24 protein-coding genes and 1 other annotated feature are annotated in these 24,192 nt (G+C 44.6%); of the genes, 2 read left to right on the forward strand and 22 right to left on the reverse strand.

What is annotated here, in order from left to right:
• Positions 1–177: 177 nt before the first annotated feature.
• Positions 178–1,413 (reverse strand): cytosine deaminase, encoded by a 1,236-nt coding sequence (gene codA, locus LROSL1_RS08570; RefSeq protein ID WP_017262846.1) that lies wholly within the window; start codon positions 1,411–1,413, stop codon positions 178–180.
• Positions 1,414–1,638: 225 nt separating this feature from the next.
• Here codA and gnd point away from each other — a divergent pair, with 225 nt between their 5' ends.
• On the forward strand, positions 1,639–2,538 hold the full coding sequence (gnd, locus tag LROSL1_RS08575) for a phosphogluconate dehydrogenase (NAD(+)-dependent, decarboxylating) (protein WP_017262845.1): 900 nt from the start codon (positions 1,639–1,641) through the stop codon (positions 2,536–2,538).
• A 640-nt stretch (positions 2,539–3,178) separates the two neighbouring features.
• Here the strand turns inward: gnd and LROSL1_RS08580 are convergent.
• The 20 genes from LROSL1_RS08580 to LROSL1_RS08675 form a co-directional block, all read right to left on the reverse strand.
• Positions 3,179–3,664, reverse strand: a complete 486-nt coding sequence (locus LROSL1_RS08580; RefSeq protein WP_017262844.1) for a universal stress protein — start codon at positions 3,662–3,664, stop codon at positions 3,179–3,181.
• 63 nt (positions 3,665–3,727) lie between these two features.
• Entirely contained in the window at positions 3,728–4,387 is a 660-nt protein-coding gene (locus LROSL1_RS08585; protein WP_017262843.1) for a hypothetical protein, read from the reverse strand.
• A 274-nt stretch (positions 4,388–4,661) separates the two neighbouring features.
• Entirely contained in the window at positions 4,662–5,369 is a 708-nt protein-coding gene (locus LROSL1_RS08590; protein ID WP_017262842.1) for a hypothetical protein, read from the reverse strand.
• 33 nt (positions 5,370–5,402) lie between these two features.
• Complete coding sequence (locus tag LROSL1_RS08595) at positions 5,403–5,930, reverse strand: HdeD family acid-resistance protein (RefSeq protein WP_017262841.1); 528 nt, start codon at positions 5,928–5,930, stop codon at positions 5,403–5,405.
• A 301-nt stretch (positions 5,931–6,231) separates the two neighbouring features.
• On the reverse strand, positions 6,232–6,930 hold the full coding sequence (locus LROSL1_RS08600) for a methionine ABC transporter permease (protein ID WP_017262840.1): 699 nt from the start codon (positions 6,928–6,930) through the stop codon (positions 6,232–6,234).
• A 2-nt stretch (positions 6,931–6,932) separates the two neighbouring features.
• Positions 6,933–8,051: a methionine ABC transporter ATP-binding protein gene (locus tag LROSL1_RS08605; RefSeq protein ID WP_017262839.1), complete on the reverse strand. Its 1,119-nt coding sequence runs from the start codon at positions 8,049–8,051 to the stop codon at positions 6,933–6,935.
• Positions 8,052–8,163: 112 nt separating this feature from the next.
• Positions 8,164–8,982: a MetQ/NlpA family ABC transporter substrate-binding protein gene (locus tag LROSL1_RS08610; RefSeq protein ID WP_404825831.1), complete on the reverse strand. Its 819-nt coding sequence runs from the start codon at positions 8,980–8,982 to the stop codon at positions 8,164–8,166.
• A gap of 142 nt (positions 8,983–9,124) precedes the next feature.
• Positions 9,125–9,395: a binding site (T-box leader), on the reverse strand.
• Positions 9,396–9,530: 135 nt separating this feature from the next.
• Complete coding sequence (locus LROSL1_RS08615) at positions 9,531–10,520, reverse strand: aldo/keto reductase (RefSeq protein ID WP_017262837.1); 990 nt, start codon at positions 10,518–10,520, stop codon at positions 9,531–9,533.
• Between the two features lie 268 nt (positions 10,521–10,788).
• Positions 10,789–11,775 (reverse strand): ribose-phosphate diphosphokinase, encoded by a 987-nt coding sequence (locus LROSL1_RS08620; RefSeq protein WP_017262836.1) that lies wholly within the window; start codon positions 11,773–11,775, stop codon positions 10,789–10,791.
• Positions 11,776–11,902: 127 nt separating this feature from the next.
• Complete coding sequence (locus tag LROSL1_RS08625) at positions 11,903–13,177, reverse strand: MFS transporter (RefSeq protein ID WP_225440578.1); 1,275 nt, start codon at positions 13,175–13,177, stop codon at positions 11,903–11,905.
• A 29-nt stretch (positions 13,178–13,206) separates the two neighbouring features.
• Entirely contained in the window at positions 13,207–15,828 is a 2,622-nt protein-coding gene (recD2, locus tag LROSL1_RS08630; RefSeq protein WP_178914364.1) for an SF1B family DNA helicase RecD2, read from the reverse strand.
• A 28-nt stretch (positions 15,829–15,856) separates the two neighbouring features.
• Positions 15,857–16,555: a tetratricopeptide repeat protein gene (locus LROSL1_RS08635; RefSeq protein ID WP_225440516.1), complete on the reverse strand. Its 699-nt coding sequence runs from the start codon at positions 16,553–16,555 to the stop codon at positions 15,857–15,859.
• Between the two features lie 23 nt (positions 16,556–16,578).
• Complete coding sequence (locus LROSL1_RS08640) at positions 16,579–17,241, reverse strand: histidine phosphatase family protein (protein ID WP_017262832.1); 663 nt, start codon at positions 17,239–17,241, stop codon at positions 16,579–16,581.
• A 146-nt stretch (positions 17,242–17,387) separates the two neighbouring features.
• Complete coding sequence (gene mnmA / locus LROSL1_RS08645) at positions 17,388–18,521, reverse strand: tRNA 2-thiouridine(34) synthase MnmA (RefSeq protein ID WP_178914365.1); 1,134 nt, start codon at positions 18,519–18,521, stop codon at positions 17,388–17,390.
• A gap of 622 nt (positions 18,522–19,143) precedes the next feature.
• Positions 19,144–19,491, reverse strand: coding sequence for a DUF1831 domain-containing protein (locus tag LROSL1_RS08650; RefSeq protein ID WP_178914366.1), 348 nt, complete (start codon positions 19,489–19,491; stop codon positions 19,144–19,146).
• Positions 19,491–20,663, reverse strand: coding sequence for a cysteine desulfurase family protein (locus LROSL1_RS08655; RefSeq protein ID WP_017262829.1), 1,173 nt, complete (start codon positions 20,661–20,663; stop codon positions 19,491–19,493). The genes LROSL1_RS08650 and LROSL1_RS08655 overlap by 1 nt, the downstream gene beginning before the upstream one ends.
• 308 nt (positions 20,664–20,971) lie before the next feature.
• Entirely contained in the window at positions 20,972–21,667 is a 696-nt protein-coding gene (locus LROSL1_RS08660) for a 5'-methylthioadenosine/adenosylhomocysteine nucleosidase (protein ID WP_017262826.1), read from the reverse strand.
• 90 nt (positions 21,668–21,757) lie between these two features.
• Positions 21,758–22,105, reverse strand: a complete 348-nt coding sequence (locus LROSL1_RS08665) for a hypothetical protein (protein WP_178914367.1) — start codon at positions 22,103–22,105, stop codon at positions 21,758–21,760.
• A gap of 46 nt (positions 22,106–22,151) precedes the next feature.
• Positions 22,152–22,718, reverse strand: coding sequence for an NUDIX hydrolase (locus tag LROSL1_RS08670; RefSeq protein ID WP_017262824.1), 567 nt, complete (start codon positions 22,716–22,718; stop codon positions 22,152–22,154).
• The gene (locus LROSL1_RS08675) at positions 22,715–22,960 is read right to left on the reverse strand and encodes a cold-shock protein (protein WP_017262823.1); all 246 of its coding nucleotides are present in this window, start codon (positions 22,958–22,960) and stop codon (positions 22,715–22,717) included. The genes LROSL1_RS08670 and LROSL1_RS08675 overlap by 4 nt, the downstream gene beginning before the upstream one ends.
• A gap of 398 nt (positions 22,961–23,358) precedes the next feature.
• Between LROSL1_RS08675 and LROSL1_RS08680 the strand changes: the two genes are divergently transcribed.
• A complete protein-coding gene (locus tag LROSL1_RS08680) occupies positions 23,359–23,598 on the forward strand; it encodes a helix-turn-helix domain-containing protein (protein WP_178914368.1) in 240 nt (79 codons plus the stop codon).
• A gap of 75 nt (positions 23,599–23,673) precedes the next feature.
• On the opposite strand, the gene LROSL1_RS08685 is transcribed toward LROSL1_RS08680, so the two are convergent.
• Positions 23,674–23,958 carry a bacteriocin immunity protein gene (locus LROSL1_RS08685; RefSeq protein WP_017262821.1) on the reverse strand — a complete coding sequence of 95 codons (285 nt, stop codon included), beginning with the start codon at positions 23,956–23,958 and terminating at the stop codon, positions 23,674–23,676.
• Positions 23,959–24,192: the final 234 nt, after the last annotated feature.

A 24,192-nucleotide genomic window follows, 5' to 3' on the forward strand; every position in this document is an offset into this window, starting at 1 on the left:
TCACAAATGATTAAATATTTTGTGACAAAAAGGCAGTTTCATTATCGAAGCTGCCTTTTGTCTGACACTATTGTATTTAGGATGAGTTTCCAAATGATAAACGTCAGCCTATTTCACAAGCAAAAATTTTGTTTGTGAATTCAGTGACCGTATCTGACACATTTAAAATTCACAAACTTAAAAATTAAGTTTAGTCACTTTAGGCGTCGTCTGTGCAATGACACGACCGCCACGGATTGAATACAGCACTTCTGAATGTTCATTAAGTACATTGTAGAAATCACTGTTGTTATAAACAATACAGTTACCAGGCTTGCCGACTTCAATACCATAATGGTCAGTAATATGCAGTGCCTTAGCAGCATGGCTGGTAACAAATTGATATGACCCATTAATCTCGTCATATCCCATTAAGTGCCCAACATGGAGGCCCATCGAAACGGGATCTAACATATTACCATTTCCCATTGGATACCATGGATCACGAACATCGTCTTCGCCGAATGCGACATTAATCCCATCTTCGTTAAGTTCTTTGACCCGCGTCATCCCCCGACGTTTAGGATAAGTATCAAACCGTCCGCCTAGATTGGTGTTTACTAACGGGTTCGCAATCATATTAATGTCTGCCATCCGTAACAAACGGAATAATTTATAGGCATACGCGTTGTTGTAAGACCCTAGCGCAGTCGTGTGGCTAGCCGTCACCCGGTCAGACAGGCCTGTTTCGTATGCAATCGTTGCCAAAGTCTCCAAATGACGAGATGCAGGATCATCGATTTCATCACAGTGGACGTCAATCAGACGGTCATACTTTTGAGCTAAGTCGCCAATAAAATGTAACGATTCGATACCATATTCACGAGTGAACTCGAAGTGAGGAATGCCGCCAATGACGTCTGCCCCCAACTTAACGGCCTCTTCCATTAACTGCTTGCCATGAGGAAACGACAAAATACCTTCTTGTGGAAAGGCAACCAGTTGCAGTTCTACCTCATCAGCCATCTCTTTTTTAACTTCCAAGAGTGCTTTTAAGGCGGTGAAGGACGGATCGGTTACATCGACGTGTGAACGCACAACCTGAATCCCATTGGCAATCTGCTTGCGCAAGGTTTCCTTCGCCCGCTCTTTAACGTCTTCAATCGTTAACGTTTTCTTTCGCTCCGACCAAATGCGAATACCATCAAATAATGTACCAGATTGATTCCATTCAGGATCTCCAGCCGTTTGGGTCGCATCCAAATGAACATGTGGGTCAATCAATGGTGGTAATAATAATTTGCCGGTTGCGTCAATCACCTGCTCATTATCCTTAGGCGTTAAATGCTGATCAATCGCTTTAAAAACACCGTCTTCAATTCGAACATCTTGTAAATCGCTCTGATTGTTGATGTGAACCTGCTGAATAAGCATTAGTTGTAACCTCCATGTGTCAGTAATATGTAAACGTCTTCAATCTCGGTTTAGCGTAATGCTAATAAGTTTTGAATGCAAGCAAAACTATGATACAAACGGATTTGAAGCACTTTTCGAAAACGGTTTGAAACCTTTTTTCAAAAATTATCTTGATATTTGTAAATGATTTTCATATAATCAACATGTGCAACAGACAATTTATTTTAAAAGAGGAGCTTTCTAATGAAATTAGGGTTAATCGGTTTAGGCAAAATGGGTCTGAACTTAGCAGAAAACATGATGGATCATGAAAACGAAGTTGTTGGTTTTGACTTAAACAAAGACTTTGTTAACCAAGCAGTAACCGCTGGTGCTGAAGGTGCCGACTCACTTGCTGACATGGTCGCTAAATTACCATCACCAAAAATCGTATGGGTTATGGTTCCAGCCGGCAAGCCAACTGAATCAACGATTGACCAATTGTTAGACTTACTTGACGAAGGTGACTTCATCATCGACGGTGGTAACTCCTTCTGGAAAGACTCTGTTGCAGATGCTCAAAAGGCTGAAGAAAAAGGGATCAAGTTCTTCGACTGTGGTACTTCTGGTGGTCAATCTGGTGCCCGCCACGACGGTAACTTCATGATTGGTGGAAACGATGCCGCTGCCTTTAAGACACTTGAACCTTTGTATGAAGGTATCGCCCAAAAAGATGGTTACCTTTACACGGGTAAAGCTGGTTCAGGCCACTACCTCAAGATGGTTCATAACGGGATTGAATACGGTATGATGGAAGCTATCGGTGAAGGTTTCGATGTGCTTGAACACAGTGCATTTGACTACGATAACGAATCCGTTGCCCGTCTTTGGAACAGCGGTTCAGTTGTTCGTTCATGGCTGATGGAATTGGCTCAAGACGCTTTTGCTAACGATGCCAAGTTAGATAACATCAAGGGTACTATGCACTCATCTGGTGAAGGTAAGTGGACTCTTGAAGAAGCTATGAACCAACAAGTGGCAACCCCTGTTATTGCTATGTCACTATTGATGCGTTACCGCTCAATGGAAAACGATACCTTTACTGGTAAAGTGGTTTCTTCATTGCGTAACGGCTTCGGTGGTCACGCGGTTGATAAAGCTTAATTCAATAATTTTTCTATCGGATGATGCCCTCTTGGGTGTCATCCTTTTTCTTTACTTATATCAAACTGATTTAACTTCCTCGAGTATGTCAAATCAGCATACAGCATACTGCCGTTGCGCTGAGCAGAAATGCCGTTCCATGAGGACCGGTCTCAGCCTCCCAAAACCTGGAGTCTTCTACCTTGATTATGAGCCGAAAAGTTCATCGTCTCATAAGTCATCCCGCAACACTAAGCGGCAAAATTCCTGCCGCCAAGTGTTGCCGACACGAAACTCTATTTCTATTCAGCTCCACTTCTATGACAAACAGTTTGTAAATCAACATTTTTCAAGTATTATAAGCCTGCTCTCGTAATGATAATCACTATGTTAGCTGAAGGGCGTCAATAGTGATACCGAGTCGTGAAAGTGGTGGTAATGAGGTGGTTTTCCGAATTTACACCACGGACGGTCACACAGACGCGGCTTTTGCGAGACTGTATGCCGAGGTGAAAGACTCCGGTTTTTAGGTCCGGTCCCACGACGAGCGTGTCACTATTGACAACCGTAAGCGCCATTCACAGCTCTACATTAATGCCTTAGCCGAAATAAAAAAGCTGTACCTCATTTTGGAGGTACAGCAAAACAAAATTGAATTTAATTATCGAACCACCAACACAGACACTGGTGAATATTTGGCCACATAAGCTGCCTGGCTACCAAAGTACTTAGCAACCCCTTGACGCGACAATGAGCCGACAATTACAAGGTCTGGATCAACTTGTGGGATTACCTGCTTGACAATTGTTTCACCAGGATCACCTTCAGCAATCAACGTTTTAACGGACTTAACCCCTGAATTTTCGGCAACCCGACGATATTTGTCTAATCGTTCTTGAATCGTCTTTCGTTGTTGATCCAACATTTCCTTGCTTAACGCAGTAAAAACATTAACATCCTGCTCTTCAAGGATGCTAACAATAACCAGCTCGGATTTATCTTCCTTCGCCTGTTTGACCGCGTACTGATAGGCTAGTTGTGCATCCGGAGAATCATCAACACCAACAAGCACACGCTTGTAGTCGTAGACCTTCCCCTTTATGATGTCATCCTCACTTGGTACTTTCTTATTTTCACTTTTTGCCATGTTAAACAACTCCTTCACAGATAATTGTAACCGCTGACACTGCAATAAAGCTAGTCTAAACGACTAATGATTTTCAATCGGCTTAATATAATCTTGAGCTGTTGCCAAAGTATTCGCCGCTGCCTGTTTCATTGATACGGTCGCTTTGTTCTTTAATCCAGTCAACCGCTTGTGTTTTACATCAACTCGGTATTGCAAAGGCTGCCCATCTTTCGCAAAGATAAGTTGGCTCTTAAAGGCCTCGCCGCTGCGGTGATAGTTGGACGCAGTATGCTTCTTGTAGTCCGCCTCAGTCTTATAAACAGCAGTTGCCGTCGACTTTGGCACTAGAGTTAACACGTTGCCCTTTTGTGTTACTTCCCCATCTGTCACTTGTTCTTGAATACCGTTCATACTTAACGAAGTAGTGACACGCTGCCTAAATTGATGGTCTTTCGTAAAGACGACCAACAGCGTATTATTCAACATCTGCTTTTTACCTAGTGTACTTTGACGTTTGTAAGACCCCTGATAACCAAGATCTTGCCAAAAATTAGACTGTGTTTTAGTACTCTGCTTTTTTGTGGCCATCTTTGCGACTGATTGATGATGCGCTTCTGCCTTCGCGGGTTGACTGACGACACTGATAGTCATCAAACTGACTATCACTGCTAATGCGACGACCTTCATTTTACTAATGTAACGTTTTCCCCCACTTGGTGCAGATTGGTGCTGTGTACTCATACGTTATTCGTCCCTCATTTCAAAGTTTTGATGGCAATTAGGCACTATGCGCTGACCAGTTGTCATCCCCTTAACTGATTATCGAGTACTATTATCGCAAACATTTGTGCAAATTTCAGAAAAATTTAAAGAATTTAACCTCTGAATGGCTTGTACGATGTTCCTGACAATATAGAGAATTCAATGCAGTCAACGCATCTACCGTTTTCGAAACAAGAAATTACAAAATCATAACAATTTGTTCCTATTTGTGCAAAAAAACCGTTCAATTCAATTATTGAGCGGTCTTTTCTTGCATATATTTAACGGCGTCAGCCAATTTTGTAAATTGTTTAGTTTGACCAGCATTTAATTTATGAGCCCGCTGGTACACCCGTTTGGTTGGCGTAAAGTGTGTATGTGTTTTTACTTTGCGACTCGCACTCGCATACGCATTTTCTAATTTTTGATACGTCGCTTGATTGCTCGTTGCATCAATGTTAAGTCGTTTTTGGTCACTAGCCTGCAAATGATCGATGTAAACGCCCGCCTGCGGTTTAACAACCTTCATCGTCTGATTAATCGCAGTAACATTGTCCTGCTTGTTGGTCGCCAGTTGCTTAGCATACGTGCGTTCAAATTCACTAAGTGGTAGCTGATAGATAGCTAACGCAATATTGTTAGGCTTAGCCTTCTTCTTATCGCTACTGTCAAACTGATAATGAGCCACTGTTACCACCACTGCAGAACGACCAAAACTCATTGAAGTAATGGTCGCCTGCTTGTGCGAGAACGAAGCCACCCCGTGTGCCGTGACCGTCTTGCCCTTATATGTCAACGGCTGGGCCGCATCAACCAACTCATAATTCGTTGTTGTCATATTTTTATACAACACAGTGCCACCAACTGCTGCAATTGCGATCACAACAGCAACGACAATGGCACTAATCAACCATATGAGGCCCCGATTATGAACCGGAGCGTTTGTCTCTGTTTGCTTCATTACCCAAGGTCCCCTTTATTGCGCTATTTTATTCTAGAAAGCCCGCATAATGTGAAGAACTCCCTCAATGAAGAAGTAGATGCCAATCAGTGTCGCTAAGGTTAGTGCAGCCACCACTGGTTTTAGTAACAATAAAATACCAACGATAAGACCAAGCACATCTAAGCCGATGCTGACCCAGAAATACCGTTTGTCAAACGAACGCAGTAACCCCGAGGTAATTAAACCAGTCAATGAATCGACGATGAACCATATTGCAAAGAAAATTGGTAATAAGCGCATCCCGATGCCTAGATGAAAGATTAAAAATGCACCAATTACAATGTCTAAAATCCCCATAAGCAACAGCCACACAGGAGAGCGTCCCAGAAGCCGACGGACGTCATCGTGGAACCATACCTCATAAATACCTCTAAGTAATGCAACGGCCCCAAAAATGGCCACCAATGCCATTAAACTCGATGCAGGATCCACAAAAGCAATTCCCGCTGCAATGATAAATAATACGCCAAGAATGAAACTATACCAGTCAAAGGACCGACGGGTGGAATTCCAATTCATGTCATCATCCCTATCTTTACAAAATTTTGATTCACGTTCATTACGCTATCTGTGTTCAGTCTAACACTCGTATCATGACCGACCAACAGTTGCGCCCCATTCATCAACAAAAATTAGTTAATGTCCTATCAGCGTCATTTTCCGAGGAAGTATAAACGAAAAAGCATCCCATCCCCGGACAGGGAAATAGAATGCTTTCAGAATAAGGATTGCTCTCACGACTTTAAACGACGATACCAGTCCGCATTGTTCTCACCCAAAGCCGTAATGAAATCACTGCCATCTGTCCTTAAAATTTAAATTAACGGTGGTCAGTTTTACGAGCCCACAAATCACCCAAGATTTGGATGATAAACACGATGGCTAAGATAATAATCATCGCCATGATGGTGATATCATTTTCAAAACGGTCATACCCGATACTAATCGCTGTATTCCCAAGACCACCACCACCAATGGCACCAGCCATTGCAGTAAGTCCGATCAAACTGATAACCGTGACAACCGATGTCCGAATTAAATCAGGGAGCGCTTCACGTAGATAAACACGAAAAATAATTTGCATCGGTGACGCACCGACTGCTTCCGCAGCTTCAATAATGCCGCGATCAACATCGACTAAGGCATTTTGAACCTGACGTGCATAAAATGGCGCTGTACCGATGGTCAAAGGAACTAAGGCTGCGGTAGTGCCAATTGAGGTGCCCACAAGTAGCCGCGTGAAGGGCGCGATTACGGCCAACAGGATGATAAAAGGAATGGACCGGAAGATATTTACCAGTTTATCCAAAATCCAGTATGTTGTCCGATTCGCCAGAATGCCACCTGGTGCTGTAACTACTAACGCAATTCCGATAATAATTCCAAGAATGCCGGCAATTATTCCGGAGACCAGCGTCATGTAAATTGTTTCCCACGTTGATTGGATGAAGACATCCTTGTTAGCCACAACGTTTGGCATAATGGATGTCCAAAAATCTGTTGCTAAAATAGTTGTCATGCTTATGCCTCCCCTTCGGCGTTTGTGTCTGCCTCAGCAGCCTTGCGTGCGAGTTCTGCCTGATATTCTGCGACATTGATTTGCCGGACAGTCACGCCCTGTTCCTTTACGTAGGCCAATGCCTTATCTACTGCGTCGCCTTCACCGCTTAATACCAAGCCCAAATTACCAACTGGCGTATTTTGTAGAATCTCGACGTTCCCGAACAAAATATTTGGCGTAACTTTAAATTGCTCATACAGTTGTGCAATCAAGGGATCATCAGTCGATGCACCCGCATAGGACAGTACTACCAGCCTCTCATTTGCTTGTAAGTGCTGGATACTTGGCTGGGCAACAACGTTTGCCAAGGCGGCATCAATCTGAGAAGACGTTTCGATGAATTCTTTCGTCAATTGCTGAGTTGGCTTGGAGAATATCGTCAGCAGGTCGCCTCGTTCAACGATTTCTCCACTCTGCATAACGGCCACCTTGTTACAGATAGATTTAACTGCCTGCATTTCGTGAGTGATCAACACGACCGTCAACCCTAACTTTTCATTCAAGTTTTTTAACAAATCAAGAATTGACGACGTCGTTTTAGGGTCTAGTGCTGACGTCGCTTCGTCGGAGATTAAAATCTCCGGATCATTTGCCAATGCCCGGGCGATTGCCACCCGCTGCTTTTGCCCACCAGATAATTGTGCCGGATAATCATTTTTCTTTTCCGATAAGCCAACTAAGTCGAGAAGTTCATCTACCTTAGCCTGCTTATCATGCCGACTCAGTTTTGAACCCAACAATAGTGGAAACATGACGTTGTCACCGATGGTCCGCTCATTCATTAAGTTGAAGTGCTGGAAGATCATGCCAATCTTAGTTCGTGCTTGACGCAACGCCTTTCCTTTTAAAGCGCCCATGTTTTGACCACTAACGGTTACCTTCCCGGATGTTTGTCGCTGCAACTGATTAATCACCCGAACCAGCGTACTTTTACCCGCGCCTGAATAGCCAACGATACCGTAAATGTCACCCTTGGCAACTTCCAAGTCAACATTCTTGACGGCTCGCACAGTGCGGTCAGCCTCTTTAAACGTTACATCAATGCCCTTCAAATCAATAATCGGTGCGTTTGCTGCCATAATGGTTGTTCCTTTCCTAATTCGAATTCAATGCGGTTAACTAAAAATGTTCTATGTATGCAAACGTGAACTGCGAAACCAGTTCATGTTTGTCTAAATAATACAAAGGAAATTATTTAATGTCCAAGTTCCATGCTGGCTTTTCAGTGCCTTTGAAGTCCTTGTTGATGATGTCAGCAATCTTCTTGGTTTGATATGCCTTAACAATTTCTTTAATGGCTTTCTTGTTTTTGTCAGCCTTACGGGACACGATAATGTTGATGTAGGGTTTAACATTCTTGTCGATTTTTTCTGCATAAACGGCGTGTTTGATGTTCAACTTAGCGTCAACAGCGTAAGTATTGTTGACAACTGCGGCCGTGGCAGAGTCGAGCGAACGTGGTGTTTGGTCAGCAGCCACCGCCGTAATCTTCAAATGCTTTGGATTTGAGGTAACGTCCTTCGGCGTTGGTAACTTAGCATTGTCTAATTTAATCAAACCAGCGTTCTTTAATAAGTTTAAGGCACGACCTTCATTAGTTGCATCGTTAGGGATTACAATCTGATCACCCTTCTTAAACTCAGAAACCTTCTTAAGCTTTTTTGAGAATAATCCAAGTGGTGCAACAGCCGTTTTACCAACCGGTGTCAAATCTGCTTTGTGTGCCTTGTTCCACTGGTCAAGAAAGTAATAATGCTGAAAGGCGTTTAGGTCAATCTGCTTATCATTCAACGCTTGGTTGGGCTGAGTGTAATCAGTGAAGGTCACAATTTTTAAGTTAATGCCCTTCTTCTTAACATCCTGAGCAATTGGCTTCCAGATTTTTTCATCGTCGGTCCCGACAATACCAACTTTAACCGTTGTCGTCTTAGCCGAACTTGACTTACCACAACCCGCTAATACCAAACCTAACGCAAGGACTGATGCAGTGCCTAATAAAATACGACGAATTCTTTTATTCATATTAATTTACCCCTTTTTTCATCCAATTAGATGTCATTAATATCGACTCATTTTTAATTTGCCGACTTCACATAACCGCTAACTGACAAGACTGAACTTCGACAACGAAAAAAGCCCGCCTCTAATAAAAATTAGAAGCGAGCTTATCGCGTTACCATTCTAGTTCGAACTGAATTTACATTCAGTTCCTCATCAACCGACACCTAGAAAGGGTCTAGAATTCCTAAGTAGCGGTGTGCGCGGTAATGGGCGCCAAGTCATTATCACCTTACTGACAGTAGTTGCCGGTTCGACGATACCAATCGCAGGCCATTTTCATCCCAATTTAACTACCTGCTCTCAGCAAACGCAGGTTTTCTGTACAGTCTTGTTAGAACTACTTTCCTGTTCAAATTGTTTTTCGGTCATGTGAAATTGTTATTAGATTACCGCACAAAAAATCGCTTGTCAACGATTATTGTAAGAAAATAATGAGATTCGCCACGCCGTTCTCATAATTATTTTTATATAACCCAATGAGAGCACGTCAAATCCCTTTAACGGTTTAAAATACTTTCAATTCGTTCAAGTTCATCTGTCGTGAAGGTCAGGTTGTTAACCGCCTTGATGTTGCCCAACAAATGGTCAACATGTGAGGCACCAATGACAACACTTGTCACCACGTCATCATGTAATAACCAAGCCAAGGCCATTTGAGCCAAGGTTTGTCCACGATCAGACGCCAAACTATTCAGATCATTTAACTTGCTAACTACTTTATCAGTACCTTGTTTCAAAGACAGCTTATTGCTCCAGTGAATTGGCATATCTTCGGGGATACCCTGTAGATAACGATCAGTTAGCAGACCTTCTGCCAGTGGTCCGTATGCCACTAATCCTAATTTGTTTTCCTTCAGTACGTTTAGCAAACCATCATCTTCCACAGCACGATTAATCATGTTGTAGCTACTTTGGTTAACAACAAATGGCGTATGGTGTTCCTTAAACAGCTTAGTGATCGCCGCTGTTTGATCCGCAGTGAAGTTTGACACACCAACATATAAGGCCTTTCCCTGCTTAACCATCAGGTCCAACGTTTCAACTTGTTCTTCGAGTGAGGTATGTGGGTCGAAGCGGTGCATATAAAAGACATCGACATAATCCAGGTGCATCCGGGTTAGTGATAACTCCAGTGCATTCATCAATGTTTTACGCGATGAAAACTCGCCGTAGGGCCCAGGCCACATGTGAAAGCCAGCCTTTGTCGTTATAACCAATTCATTACGATATGGCTTCAGGTCCTGCTCGTAAACCTTACCGAATGTCTCTTCGGCACTCCCGTTGCTAGGGCCATAATTTGACGCGTTATCGAAACTGAAAATGCCGTTGTCAAACGCCTTCAGCATTACCTCACGGCTATTTGCGTAAGGTTGTTCGTCTCCTAGATTCCGCCACAGGCCAAAACTGACCGCTGGCAACATAAAGCCAGTGTCAGCAACCCTGCGAACGGGCATGTTTGCGTACCGTTCTTCGTTTGCTTGATACATATCAATTAGCTCCTCTCAATCTATGCTTACAGGCCTTATTTTAACGTAAAATACTGTCAAAAACGAACTTGTCTTGCTTGCGGCGCGGGGTCGGCGCCGGTTTTTGTTAGTGGTATATAAGTTAAAGTAAGAATTTGTTTATAAAAATTAAAAGCAATTCCTGTTTAGGACGTATGTGATTGTCCCTATTTTGTGGGCACAAAAAAATCGTGTATTCTGTTCGAATACCACGATTTTTTGATTTATCTTTTAAAAAACATCAATTGGTCTATCTTAATTTAACGTCCGGATTTTGTTTGCTAATAAACAATTCATCGACCGGCTGATTGTTGTGAATCCGTAAAATAGCCTCGCCAATTAAATCAGCTACCGAAATGACCGCCAACTTATCAAACTGCTTTTCGGCAGGGACTGCAATTGAATCCGTTACAATCACCTTAGTTAACTTTGATTGTTCCAACGATTCGGCCGCACGACCAGAAAAGACTGCGTGAGTCGCAACCGCATATACATCCTTGGCCCCACTGGCTTTAAGAATATCTGCCGAGACCGTCATCCGGTCCGCTGTATCAATCATGTCATCAATAATAACGGCAGTTTTACCCTTTACATCACCAATCACTGAGTCTGGCTCCGGATCAAATTCATCTTCTGAGCGGTTATCAATGATTGCAATCGGTGCCTTTAATAACTCAGCAAAGTTGCGGGCCCGTGAAACACCAGCGTGATCAGGGGCAACCACAACAATGTTATCCAGTAAGTCGTTGGTGTAAAAGTATTTCGCCAATAACGGTGCACCCAACAAATGATCAACAGGTATGTTGAAGAACCCCTGAACTTGATCGGCATGCAAATCTAACGTCAAAACACGGTCGACACCGTCAATTTGAAGAAAGTTAGCCACTAACTTGGCTGTAATTGGTTCACGGGGACGCGCTTTGCGGTCTGCCCGTGCATACCCATAGTAAGGCAGCACCACATTGATTTCACCGGCACTAGCACGCCGCAATGCGTCAACCATAATCATCACTTGCATGAACGAACTGTTCACGGGATCACTAATGGATTGGATGACATAAACTTCATCTCCACGAACGCTTTCATCAATGGTAATCGCAATTTCACCATCAGCAAACGTACTGATGGTAGTTGGACTCAGCGGAATATTAATAGACGCTGCGATTTTTTCTGCCAACGGCCGATTGGTGTTCAGTGAAAACAACTTAATGTTGCCGTTAGACTTTTCTTCACTCATGACTGCCTCCACAAATTCATTTCAATAGTCCTATTATCGCAAGTAAGCCTGCGAATGACAAGGAAAACCCGGTTAAAACCGGTTAACTTGCGAACATTTATCACACCGCCAACACTGCCGCAATCTTTTACTTGATCGGCGCTTGCTCACGGCTAGCTAAAGTGTGGTTAAACCACCAAGCAATCCCAACCAGCAAGATGCCTGTAATCATAAATAACCACTTGATTGCCACCACATCCGCTAACGGACCAAAGAACAACATTGCAATCGGATAAATTCCCGTCGAAACAATCTGAAAAATGGAAAAGACGCGGCCCATCATGTTTGACGGCACGGTTTCTTGAATCAAGATATTACTCGTCGCCTGAATAATCGGCATTGCAATGCCACTGACAAACATGAAGAACAAGTACACCGCAAATGGCTCGGGAATGCCCATCGCAAAGAACGCTACCCCGCTAACGGCCAGCGCCACCGCGATAACAGGCACTTTATGATTAATTTGTTGATGGCTACTGATCCAAATGCCGCCAATGGTAGCACCTGCCGTCCACAACAATTCGTTGAGTGTCAATAACATCACCCGGCTGCCAAACGTTTGTTTAACGAATAATGTTGATAACTGTGAACTGGGTGCCACCATGATAAACGCTAACGCAATGAGGATCATAAACCAGCGCATAAAACTGTGGTTGAAGGTAAATTTCAACCCACCGCCAATTTGGCTCAATGTCGACGTAACCGCACCTGCTGTTGCCTTCTGCTGGTCAAGAACAACCGGATCGACCTTGATTAAGGCTAGTAACAATAGCCCAACTCCGGCCGTCACCACATCCACAACAAAAATGGAAATGATTCCGAGTTTCCCTAAAATTAAACCAGAGACAATCGGCGTGATAAGCAATAATATCGCATTGATCAGCTGGTTCAGTCCATTCATACGCGTTAACTGTTTGCGCGGCGTCAATTGCGGTAATAATGCATTGCCGACGGGCATTTCCACCCCTGTTCCCATCGAGCGAACAGCGGCGATTAGTAATAAGAGCCATAAATCACGCCAGCCAAAATAAAACATCAGTGCAATGCCTAACGTCACAACGGTGACCATCCCCGTTGCCCACATAAGCAGGTTCCGGCGGTTAGACCGGTCAGCCCACACACCAGCCCATAGTGACACTAAAATTTGGGGCAAACTTTGTGCCAGCGTTGCCAACATCATCCATGTTCCAGACGACGTTTTAAGCGCAATGTACCATAAGATCGCAAAAAAGACTGAAGAAGAACCGAACAAGAAAAAATTCTGAGCGGCTAAAAACAGCCCTGTATTCCGCTGCCAGTGTTTTTCAATCGCAGCATTTACAAGACCATTCGACACATTTGAAGCAACATTTGATGAAGCCATCATTCTCCCCCGCTTACCTTAACTTTAGGCTAACCCTTTCCTGGCGCAAAATCTTGGGGCGTCAACTTACCCATTCCAATCAATGGATCGATATTGCCGCTCAGGATTAAGGCCGTCGTCAACCTTGGCTCACCTAGTGTACCGCTTTCTTCGTCAAGCGTGGTTGCAGACGACTTTTCCACATTACTGAACGCTTCTTTTGCTTTCGTTGAGGGCTGTCCTAATTCAGATATAGCTGGATCCGAGACACTTTTGTTTGCAATCGGTGCCTCTGAGTCGATTGTTGCTGCCGCACTAGAATCGGTAACAGTATCATCACGGGTTGGACTTGGTGCCGTCTGTTCTTCAACAGTGTCGTCACCCTCATGTTTGAACACCTGCCGCAACCGAGCCTGCAGAGTCGTTTGCCGGTTGGCGGATTTATTGGCAGCGGCTTCAGCAAAGGACTGTGCGTCACCAACCAGAATCAGCCATTGTTGTGCTCGGGTTACCGCTGTATAAAGCAGGTTACGTTGTAGCATCCGACGAAACTGGGGTACCAAGGGCAAAATTACTAGTTTGAACTGCGACCCCTGCGCTTTATGAATGGAGACACAGTAAGCCAACGTCACCCTGTCAAACTGGGCACGTCCATACGTAACCTCTGTTTGATCAAAGGCAATGGTTAACTTGTCAACCTTGTCTTCGTTGGTCTTATCGGTGGCTAAATCAATCCCGACGATCTCACCCATGTCGCCATTAAACACATTATTTTCCGGGCTGTTGACTAGGTGCAACACCTTGTCACCGATCCGAAAATGCTCATTGTGAGCCTCGACTTCTTTCGTCCGCGCACTCGTTTTCGGATTCAAGGTATCCTGAAGGGCCGTGTTTAACGCATTGATTCCGGCAGCCCCCCGGTACATAGGTGCGAGTACCTGAATATCCGTTTTAGCAAAGCCACGTGACTTCGCACGGGCGACGACCTGGTTAACTAACGGCACAACTTGGTAAGGCCGAGCTGCAAAAAAACTGCGGTCCGTTTGATTAACCGTAAAATCGGCTGGCAATTCACCGTGCTTGATAGCATGTGCCAAAGGAATAATCGAAGAACTGTCGTCTTGGCGATAGATCGTTGTCAATTCGGTAGACGGCAGACAGTCTGACTTCAACAAATCAGCAAACACCTGCCCCGGGCCCACGGAAGGCAATTGATCCTGATCCCCAACCAAAATCACCTGCATGTGATTAGGCACGGCCTGAACCAATGTCCTAAAGAGAAACGCATCCACCATCGACATTTCGTCCACGATGAGCAGTCCGCCCTCAAGATCTTTGTCTGAAGACTGTGTGGCCTCATCTTCACGCCCGGTCAGGCCAAGCAAACGGTGAATCGTGCTGGCAGGCAAATCTGTCACTTCACTCATCCGTTTAGCAGCCCGGCCAGTTGGCGCCGCTAATAAAATCGGAAAAGTGCCCTCCTCATACTCATTGACGTCCAGTGACAACTCATGGATCCGTGCAAACAAGGCGACAATTCCGTTAATAATCGTCGTCTTACCTGTTCCGGGACCACCCGTGAGTAAATAGACCGGTGAAGAAATTGCGGCCACTAACGCGTCTTTTTGAGCATCGTCGTACGTGATCCCCAATTGCTTTTCGACGAGTCGCACCTCATGATCCAAATCAACATCTTTAGGTAACAACCGCTCCTGCTGTTGTTGCAAACGCATCAGGTGTTCAGCACTATCCCATTCAGTATCATACAGTGACTTTAGGTAGACCTGTTGTCCATTGCCGACGATGAGCTGATCTTTCGCCATGGCAATTAATTGATTGGCCAACATATCTGGCGAAATTTGCACGTTTCGCGCCGATTCTAACAACGCCGTTGCATCGTGAATCAGTGGTTTTAGCTCGGCAAACGTATTCCCGGAAGCAAAACAAATGTCGCTGATTGTTTCCAACAGTGCTGCGCGTAACCGACCTGGTGCATCCGCATCAAAGCCCAATTGTTCAGCGATTTGATCCGCTCGTTTGAAACTCACCCCGTTGATATCTTCTACCAACTGATAGGGATTTTCTTGAATAATATGAAGCGTGTCCTGCTTGTATTTTTCATAAATCGTGCTGGCCAACTGACTGCCAAACCCGAAACCATTGAGACCGATGATAATCTGTTCCGTACCGTGATTTTCGGTCAGAACTTCAATCAGATGATCAGCAACAGACTTTTTTAAACCAATGGGCTTTAGAACATCTGGATTTTTGACGACCTTGTCGATTACGCCAGTGCCAAGAGTTTCAACGATTCGTTCCGCTGTTTTTTTACCCAGACCGGGAAATTGATCGCCAGATAAATATTTGACCAGACCTGTTTTAGAAGTCGGCGTCTCATTTTCATAATTGCTGGCATTAAACTGTTTACCATATTTCGGATGATCCACAACCTTGCCGATAAAACGGTAGGTGCCCTCTTCCGCCACGTCACCAAATGAACCGGTGACGACAATTTCGTCCTCAATCCAGTCTAAGTCTGTCTGATCCACGTGAACCAACAGAACCTTATAAAAAGAATCAGAACTACTAAAAAAAATGGCGGCGACCTTACCCACGACATAATTGGGTTGAAAACTGGTGTTGTCGTCAAATAGCGACATTGACTCGGCCATGTTGGTTACCTCCATTCGTTAATTTCAATTATTTTGCTTGTGAATCACCATCTTGATGACGTTTGTTGACCACCGTTGCGATATCGTTAACACGCTGTTGACTCCGTTTGACAAAATCAGGGTCCAAACGTTTAGCAGCATTCATAAATGGCGTGGCATCCTTCTCCAGCACCATCGCTGTCAAGCCGCGACTAAAATATACATGACCATTTTGGTCATCTGCTGCTAACGACTGATCATAAAAGTCTGCCGCCTGGTTAAAGTTCCCCATGGCCATCAAAATATCGCCCAGTAAAGCATTAACACTTGCATCCTTTGGCTTTGCATCGTGAACCGTTAATGCAAACGCAAAGGCTTTTTGATACTGATTTTGTTGCATCGCAGTTTGGGCCATCATCTGATAAGCTTCCAAGAGCAGCTTTTCGTCTTTTACTTTGCTAAACGCAGCCACGGCCTTATCGTAGGAAGCCGCCTGATAGTACACGTTACCTAAACCATAGTTCAGTAATGATTGTGCAACATCATCTTTGACAAACAATCCCTGCGCCTTCATCAACAACTCCTCGGCCTGCTCATAATCCTGCATTTCTGTCAGCACCGTGGCCAATTGGTAGTACAAATGAAAATCGTTGGGGTTCGCGTCAATTTGTTTCACCAAACGTGCAACCGCCTGCTTGGCCTCTGCCTGAGCAGCGTTTGCTGTCTGGTCATCATGTTTTTCACTCATGTTGTTGTGTGCCCGTCTCCTCGTTAAATCGTGTTGGTGGCATCTGGCGATTCCTCTAGGTACGCCGTCAGATTGCGAACCAGCAACTTAAAGTGTTGTCCACCGTCCACCGTTTCAAGAATTGTGGTACTGGTATTCGATAAACCGCCCTTAGCACGCATTTGCGCCAACGGAATGTGCAGTAGCCCGTTAATGCCGGCATTCAAAGCCGCTCCGTGTGAAACAAACAACAGGTTGTCATTGTCATCAGGGTGACAAGCGGCCGCCCGCCGAATGACAGGATCCATCCGCGCAATGACATCTTCAAATGTTTCACCGCCAATGGCAGTCGGGTCGTAGTTTTCCGCATGAAAACGAAAACCATCGTACTCCTCAGGAAATTGCCGTTTGACATCATCGAAATACATGCCTTCCATTTTACCCAGTTCAAACTCACGCAAACCGGAATCTAATGTCAGCGGCACACCCTGATGAAGACCTGCCATTAAGTGGATGGCGGTCATGCGCGCACGTTTAATTGGACTAGCATACACGTGTTTAAACGGAACGTCATGCAAATAATCCGCCAACTGATCGATTTCATCATAACTGCTCCGCAGCAATGGTGAATCGCCATTAGCACCTTGATAACGCCCCTCTAAATTCCATTGTGTTTTACCATGTCGAATAAAGTACAGTTTAGTCACAGTAACCCCGCCCTAAAGTAAATAATGTGCCTATATTATGTCACAAAAAAGGCCGTCAAACCAGCTCAACTGGTTTGACGACCCCTTTATGTTTGCAAAACCAACTTAAGGCTAAAACAACCTGGATTGATGTTTACAAACAAGCTTTAAATGTATTGTAATTCACGTGCTTCGTTGTATGCTGCGTCAATGATACCGCTACCTAAGCACTCGTCGCCATCATAGAAAACAACTGCCTGACCGGGCGTAATCGCACGAACCGGCTGATCAAACGTCACGGTCGCAACCGTTCGTTCATCATTCAAATGAACGGTCACACCAGTATCCCTTTGACGGTAACGGAACTTGGCGGTCACGTGGAAATCATTGTCATCACTCGGGTTAACCCAGTTCAGATCTGACGCAGATAACTTGGTTGCCAACAAGTGCGGATTATTGAATCCTTGGCCTACATACAAAACGTTCTTTGAGAGATCCTTGCCGATCACAAACCATGGCTCATCGCCTTGCTTTTGACCGCCAATGCCGAGTCCTTTACGCTGGCCAATCGTGTAATTCATCAAGCCATAATGAGTGCCCATCTGCTTGCCATCAAGGGTCATCATCTTCCCCTCTTGTGCAGGCAAATACTGGTTCAAGAAACCTTTCCAGTTCTTCTCACCAATGAAGCAGATACCAACAGAATCCTTCTTCTCGGCAGTTGCCAAACCGGCCTCTTCCGCGATTTCACGAACCTGTGGCTTCTCCATTTCACCCAGTGGGAATAGAACTCGATCCAACTGGTCAGAAGAAAGCTGACTCAAGAAGTACGTTTGATCCTTATTGCCATCTAAGCCACGCAATAAGTGACTGTGACCATCCTCATCGTGAGTCACACGGGCATAGTGCCCCGTTGCAATATAGTCAGCACCCAACTCTAACGCGTAATCTAAGAAGGCCTTGAACTTGATCTCCTTGTTACAAACAACGTCTGGGTTAGGAGTGCGGCCCTTTTTGTACTCATCCAAGAAGTACGTGAACACACGGTCCCAGTATTCCTTTTCAAAGTTAACAGAGTAGTAAGGAATGCCAATCTTGCTGGCCACCTTAGCCACGTCCTTGTAATCTTCTGTCGCCGTACATACGCCATTGTCATCGGTGTCGTCCCAATTTTTCATGAACACACCGACCACGTCGTAGCCTTGTCGCTTTAGCAACAACGCTGTAACTGACGAATCTACCCCACCACTCATGCCGACGACAACACGGGTATGTGAATGATCAACTGCTTGATCAGTCATGGTATCACCATCATTTCAATTAGATTCTGAGAATCAACGATTTGAAGGTCGTTATTATCAGTGCTTAACAGTATAACAGGACGCACTTACAAAATTCAAGTGACACCTGTTGGTAGTAGACGGTGTCACATTTGTGTGTTGTAACACGTTGCAAACAGTAAAAATGACCGCTTGCGGTTGTCAATTTTGAAACGCCGCTGTGTGGACCGGTCTCAGCCCGCTTTGCGGTCTTTGACCTCGACTTGAAACCTCAAAACCCATGAGTTTTCAAGCTCGTCCGTAACCTAAATTCGGATAGCCCACCGAATTAACGTTACTCTCACAGCTCTGTTTCAAAATTGACGCCCTTTCGCTACTTTTTTGTGATTTGGCCATATTCCATCAGATGTATCCGTCTAACTTGGCTTCGCTTATTTTGCATAACATGTCTAAACTTCAATATCTAAAAAAGAAGCTAAGACATCATGCCTCAACTCAATTTCTAATAAATTGCCGCAAACGCGAGACATAACACTGACTTTTGTTCATCTAACACGAATGAGGCATTCATGGGAAAAACACCCCATAAATGCCTCATTCGCGTTACTTGAGAAGGCCAAAACGTGTTATGTCCTGCTCTCGTTTATTTTGTTTGAACTGCAATCACATGGCGCTCGACCAAGTTATCAATTTGATAACCATACTGTTCGACCAATTCATCATGATTAGCGTTGGTATAGATGTTCACGTTACCTGTACCACTGGGATTGACGGTGCCCATTTTAAACCCGTTCAATTGTTTGTTGATCAACACGCGCAGTTTGATTGATTTAGCTAACCCAGCAGCCGGATCCAGTGGTCGTTCCAAACTGAAGCCGCCAGCATTAGTTTCCATAAACCCAAGATCGCGCAACGTGTACTTCTTCAATTGATCACTGAGGGTAAAAATGCGGTCATCCCCGGGAACCTGAACCGTTTGTTCAAATGCCATTAAAGCCCCTTCCTTCCTGCCATTTGTGGTTGTAACCGAGCAGTCATCGCTGCCATCGCCTCAATAAAGGCATCCAGATCCGCGGTTGTCGTGTAACGGCCAAAGCTCAATCGGATCGATTGCATGACGCGCGGATTATCCTTGCCAAACATTGCGACTAGAACATGACTAGGGTCTAAAGAACCTGCTGTACATGCTGAACCAGCGGAGACCGCAACACCGGCCAAATCAAGATTGGTTAGTGTGACATCGTTGGGAATTCCCTTAATCCACAGATTAATCACATGCTGCAGATTGTCCGACTTCAAACTGCCATTAAGTTCGAAATCAACCTGAGCCTTTGTTAAGCCATCAATAACATACTGTTTAAACCCAGCATACTTTTCTTGACGATGTGCTTTTTCCGCAGGTGTCAAAGCTTTCACAGCTGTCGCAAAACCAGCGATGGCCGGAATGTTCTCTGTGCCGGCACGTCGTTTGTCTTCTTGGTCGCCACCCTTTATGAAGCTTGGAAATGATACGCCATCGCGACGATATAGAAAGCCCATCTGCTTGGGGCCGTTGATTTTATGTGCCGAAGTTGACAGCATATCGATATGATCACGTTTAACATCGATGTCTAATAATCCAAAAGCTTGAACCGCATCTGTATGGAACCACGCCTGATGATCCTTCAATAACTCGCCAATTTCATGAATCGGCATCGTTGACCCAACTTCGTTATTTCCTGTCATGATGGAAACTAAAATTGTATCATCTGTTAACGCGGCCTTTAAATCGGCCATGTTAATCTCGCCTTGTTCGTTGACCGGCAGATACACAATGTCATAACCGTTATCGCCAAGCCATGCCGCTGTTTTCATAATGGATTCGTGCTCAATCGCAGTCGTAATAATTCGCCGACCAAGATTCTTGCGGGCAATGGCCGTTTGCATCCACGCCGTATTATTACTTTCTGTACCACCAGCAGTAAACACAATCTCATCGTCATTCGCATTAATACTTTGTGCAATCACATGGCGCGCATCATCCAGCACCGACCGGGCTTTCCGACCAAATGCATGGACAGAACTGGCATTACCAAAGTCGTTTTTCATCTGGTCCATCATGGTTGCGACCACCTCGTCACTCATTGGCGTGGTGGCAGCGTTGTCTAAATAAATATGCTTCACAATCCTGCCTCCTGTTTTATTGCTGGAGTGGTACCGGGCTTCGGCATCACTCTTCTTAAACGTGCACCTGTCGCTCAAGGTCCTGCGCACAACCCAAAGCTGTCATCCCACAAACAAAATGCGCTTGCACGCTGCCACCTTTACGTTGTTGCTCGGACCTTCCCGAGCTTCGGCATCACTCTTCTTAAACGTGCACCTGCCGCCCAGAAGCCTGCGCATAACCCGAAAGCCGTCCCATTCGGAAACCCACCGAATGCTTCGTCTTCCACGTTATTGCTCAGCTTCTCCCAGGGCTTCGGCATCACTCTTTACTTTGCTTCCCGCTCAAAAAAGTTTAATAACATGTTAGCAGAACGTTTGCCGGCCTCGATGATAAATTCATCGAAAGAAACACCAGCGTCACCGTTACCTGTGTCACTCATAGCGCGAATGACCAAGTATGGCACATCGAATTGATGCGCCACTTGTCCAACGGCAGCGCCTTCCATTTCACAACTTACCGCTTCAGGGAAATGTGTTTTGATCTCTTTGATGGTTTCATCACTCGCAACAAACGAATCGCCCGTGACGATTAAGCCACGCTTAACGGCTAAACCAGTAGCATCAGCCGCCTTAATGATTTCATTGGCCCATTTCTCTGAGGCTGTAAACCGAGCTGGCTGTTGTGGCAGTTGCCCATATACATAATCAAACGCCGTTGCATCAACATCCCAGTAAGCTGTTTCATCAGCGATAACGACGTCACCCACCGTTAATCCAGTACCGATACCACCAGCAGAACCACTGTTAATGACCACGTCGACGTCAAAGTTCGTAATGAGCAGCGCCGTTGTTAGACCAGCTTCAACCTTACCAATACCTGAGCGGACCAACACGACATTGCTACCATTAATTTGACCGCTGAAAAAATCAACTTTGCCAACCGTGGTCGTTGTTTCATCGCTCAACTGTGCCTTTAATTCCTTGATTTCTTCATCCATGGCACACAAAATTCCAAATTTCATTCATTTTCTCCTTGTTGTTGACGTTGGGACCACACGACCATCACCTTTTCGCCCAACTTCTGAATCCGCAGTCAGGCATCAATCCGCCTTTTAACCCACAAATCTTAAAATGAGATAAACAAGCACGATTAATACAACCAAAACAATGATGGCAATGTTCAAACGATGCGCCAACCGTTTTTGTTTTTGCTCAGGGGTCAGTGGCCCCGTGGCCTGCATTCGACTTGTTGGCTCATCACCAGGCTGAGAGGTTCCACCGCCAAATGATGGATCAACCTCTGGTTCCGACGCCGATGTTCGCCGTTGACGATGCAAACGACTCCGAGTTGGTTCATCTTCGCCTTCACTGTCCGGCTGACTATCATAATCAGTCTGCTGAGTACTTTGTTGACGGTACTGCTCACGCGTCAAATGATCCTTATTCTGATCGTCGTTCATATCTTCATCCCTCGCAAAAATTTCAGCTACTTGTGTTTTGATTACGCTAATCTTTAGGCTTAACCAATCCAGCTTCCAGCAATTGCCAGTAGTACACTGCGGTAATCGTCTTCTGATCTTTTAGTTTGCCATCGTCCAACAACTGCTTGGTCTCTGCCAACGTGTATTCATGTAACACAATGTTTTCATCTGCGTCCTGGGGCAACTTTGTTGTGACGGGTTTTAATCCCGTCACTAAATACAGCGTCATGTACTCGTCCGTGAAACCAGCCGAAGTATAAAAACCGCAAACTTCGTGAATTTCACTTGCAGCGTAACGGGTTTCCTCGTTTAGCTCTCTGATTGCAGCAGCCTTAGCATTATCACGGTCACGATCATCCAACTTACCAGCCGGAATTTCTAATGTCGTTTCAGCAACCGGTGCCCGCCATTGTTCTTCAAAAATGGCCTTTCCATCCTCGGTGATGGCCAACATGGCGACCGCATCCGCATGGTGAACAACGTCGCGATGAGCCGTCTGTCCATTTGGCAACATCACCGTTTGATTTTCAACATCGATAATTGCGCCATGGTATTTAGGTGCTACCGCTGTAACTTTCTCTTCGAAATTCATCCTTGGTCTGCCTCCGTCTCTGTCACACGTTTAACTTTCGCTGCCTGAGGTCCGCGAATACCCTCGACAACCACAAATTCGACATGGTCGCCAGGTGTCAATGTTTTATAACCTGACTCCTCAATTGCAGAAAAATGCACGAACACATCGGGATTGCCCTTCACAGCGATAAAACCAAACCCTTTTTCCTGGTCAAACGTCTTCACGACGCCATGTTCACGACCATCAGTAAATTTTGCCATTATGTTCTTCTTTCCAGTTAGACTTGATAATAAGTATATGAAAAATTCAGCATTTTTTCCACCTTCAGCGATATCAGATCACAAACTTAACGTTCAAGCGAAAAACTTTGCAATTTTTTAATACATTTTCTTAAAAAGTGACTCAGAACCCTTTAAAACCCTACTAAAACAGCATTATTAGTTAATTAATATTTGTGAAAAGGTTTTACTTATGTTATACATTGCCCTGTATAAACGCCGACTTAGACCCTTTTTTATTGCAAGTACTTGCCTTACTAAATCATTTATTCGGAAAACCAAGTGACAAAACAAGTTGCGTTTTTACCACACACTTGTATAATTTTCTTGTTTCCATAGATTCACAAGCACATCAACCACAATTATAGGAGGTGGCTAACTTGTTGGGAGTTTTATTAAAAGAACAGCGGCTTGGCAAGCACATGACGTTAAGGCAGTTGGCTGCAACGTTAAACGAACGCTATGGACTTAATTTATCAGCAGGCATGCTGTCTCGTTACGAGAATGGCACTAATGTTTCGACTGGTAACTTATTTTTCATTGCGGACTTTTTTGAAATTGACCTCACCGCATTCGCGAAGTCATTCGTTGAAAACCGCCGCGCTGAAATAGTTGATTAAGTGTTCTTTATAAAAAAATCGATTTCCTTGGAGATGATAACATCTTCAGAGAAATCGATTTTTTTGTTAACCAGACTACCGTTGTGTAGCCAGCAATACGTCAAAACCACGTAACTGCCGAATCAGTTCAACATTTAACCGTTGAACGCTACTTGGTACGTCAAATGCGTGGGTCAACGCATAACGACTTAACAAGCCTTGCAAGTGCCGTAATTCGGTGCCATAATCGCCAGAATTTAAACGCCCTCGTTGTTGTTGCAATAAGTGCGTCAATTCAGGACGATCTGCTACAGTCGGATCATCAAGTGCTGCTTGCATCTTACCCAAAATGACCTGGATGGACTGAATACTCGTCGTCATGGTTTTAACCCCCTTCGTCACTGTGCTATCGAGCTTTTCCCTCAATAACAACCTCAATCACTCTTTTACCGAAGCTATTGTAACACCTTAGTTCAATTTTGCATGGTCAAACGACTTACACAATGTAAGTTATTAATTAGCATAACTGTTTGAATCCGACTCAAGAAATTTTGCCCCTCCAAAAAAGGTTCATTTTAACTTTTAAACCAAAAAGATTTCATTCCAAACAAAATC

Source organism: Furfurilactobacillus rossiae (assembly GCF_013394005.1).
Lineage (GTDB): Bacteria > Bacillota > Bacilli > Lactobacillales > Lactobacillaceae > Furfurilactobacillus > Furfurilactobacillus rossiae.

Coding starts and splice junctions, on each gene's coding strand:
- LROSL1_RS08635 (WP_225440516.1), bottom strand. CDS start 16,555: ATGAGTGAAAAACATGATGACCAGACAGCAAACGCTGCTCAGGCAGAG.
- LROSL1_RS08665 (WP_178914367.1), bottom strand. CDS start 22,105: ATGAACGACGATCAGAATAAGGATCATTTGACGCGTGAGCAGTACCGT.
- LROSL1_RS08595 (WP_017262841.1), bottom strand. CDS start 5,930: ATGAATTGGAATTCCACCCGTCGGTCCTTTGACTGGTATAGTTTCATT.
- LROSL1_RS08580 (WP_017262844.1), bottom strand. CDS start 3,664: ATGGCAAAAAGTGAAAATAAGAAAGTACCAAGTGAGGATGACATCATA.
- LROSL1_RS08685 (WP_017262821.1), bottom strand. CDS start 23,958: ATGACGACGAGTATTCAGTCCATCCAGGTCATTTTGGGTAAGATGCAA.
- LROSL1_RS08600 (WP_017262840.1), bottom strand. CDS start 6,930: ATGACAACTATTTTAGCAACAGATTTTTGGACATCCATTATGCCAAAC.
- LROSL1_RS08625 (WP_225440578.1), bottom strand. CDS start 13,177: ATGGCTTCATCAAATGTTGCTTCAAATGTGTCGAATGGTCTTGTAAAT.
- LROSL1_RS08670 (WP_017262824.1), bottom strand. CDS start 22,718: ATGAATTTCGAAGAGAAAGTTACAGCGGTAGCACCTAAATACCATGGC.
- gnd (WP_017262845.1), top strand. CDS start 1,639: ATGAAATTAGGGTTAATCGGTTTAGGCAAAATGGGTCTGAACTTAGCA.
- LROSL1_RS08660 (WP_017262826.1), bottom strand. CDS start 21,667: ATGAAATTTGGAATTTTGTGTGCCATGGATGAAGAAATCAAGGAATTA.
- mnmA (WP_178914365.1), bottom strand. CDS start 18,521: ATGACTGATCAAGCAGTTGATCATTCACATACCCGTGTTGTCGTCGGC.
- LROSL1_RS08605 (WP_017262839.1), bottom strand. CDS start 8,051: ATGGCAGCAAACGCACCGATTATTGATTTGAAGGGCATTGATGTAACG.
- LROSL1_RS08675 (WP_017262823.1), bottom strand. CDS start 22,960: ATGGCAAAATTTACTGATGGTCGTGAACATGGCGTCGTGAAGACGTTT.
- codA (WP_017262846.1), bottom strand. CDS start 1,413: ATGCTTATTCAGCAGGTTCACATCAACAATCAGAGCGATTTACAAGAT.
- LROSL1_RS08615 (WP_017262837.1), bottom strand. CDS start 10,520: ATGTATCAAGCAAACGAAGAACGGTACGCAAACATGCCCGTTCGCAGG.
- recD2 (WP_178914364.1), bottom strand. CDS start 15,828: ATGGCCGAGTCAATGTCGCTATTTGACGACAACACCAGTTTTCAACCC.
- LROSL1_RS08620 (WP_017262836.1), bottom strand. CDS start 11,775: ATGAGTGAAGAAAAGTCTAACGGCAACATTAAGTTGTTTTCACTGAAC.
- LROSL1_RS08650 (WP_178914366.1), bottom strand. CDS start 19,491: ATGGCATTTGAACAAACGGTTCAGGTTCCCGGGGATGACCGCATTTTT.
- LROSL1_RS08590 (WP_017262842.1), bottom strand. CDS start 5,369: ATGAAGCAAACAGAGACAAACGCTCCGGTTCATAATCGGGGCCTCATA.
- LROSL1_RS08585 (WP_017262843.1), bottom strand. CDS start 4,387: ATGAGTACACAGCACCAATCTGCACCAAGTGGGGGAAAACGTTACATT.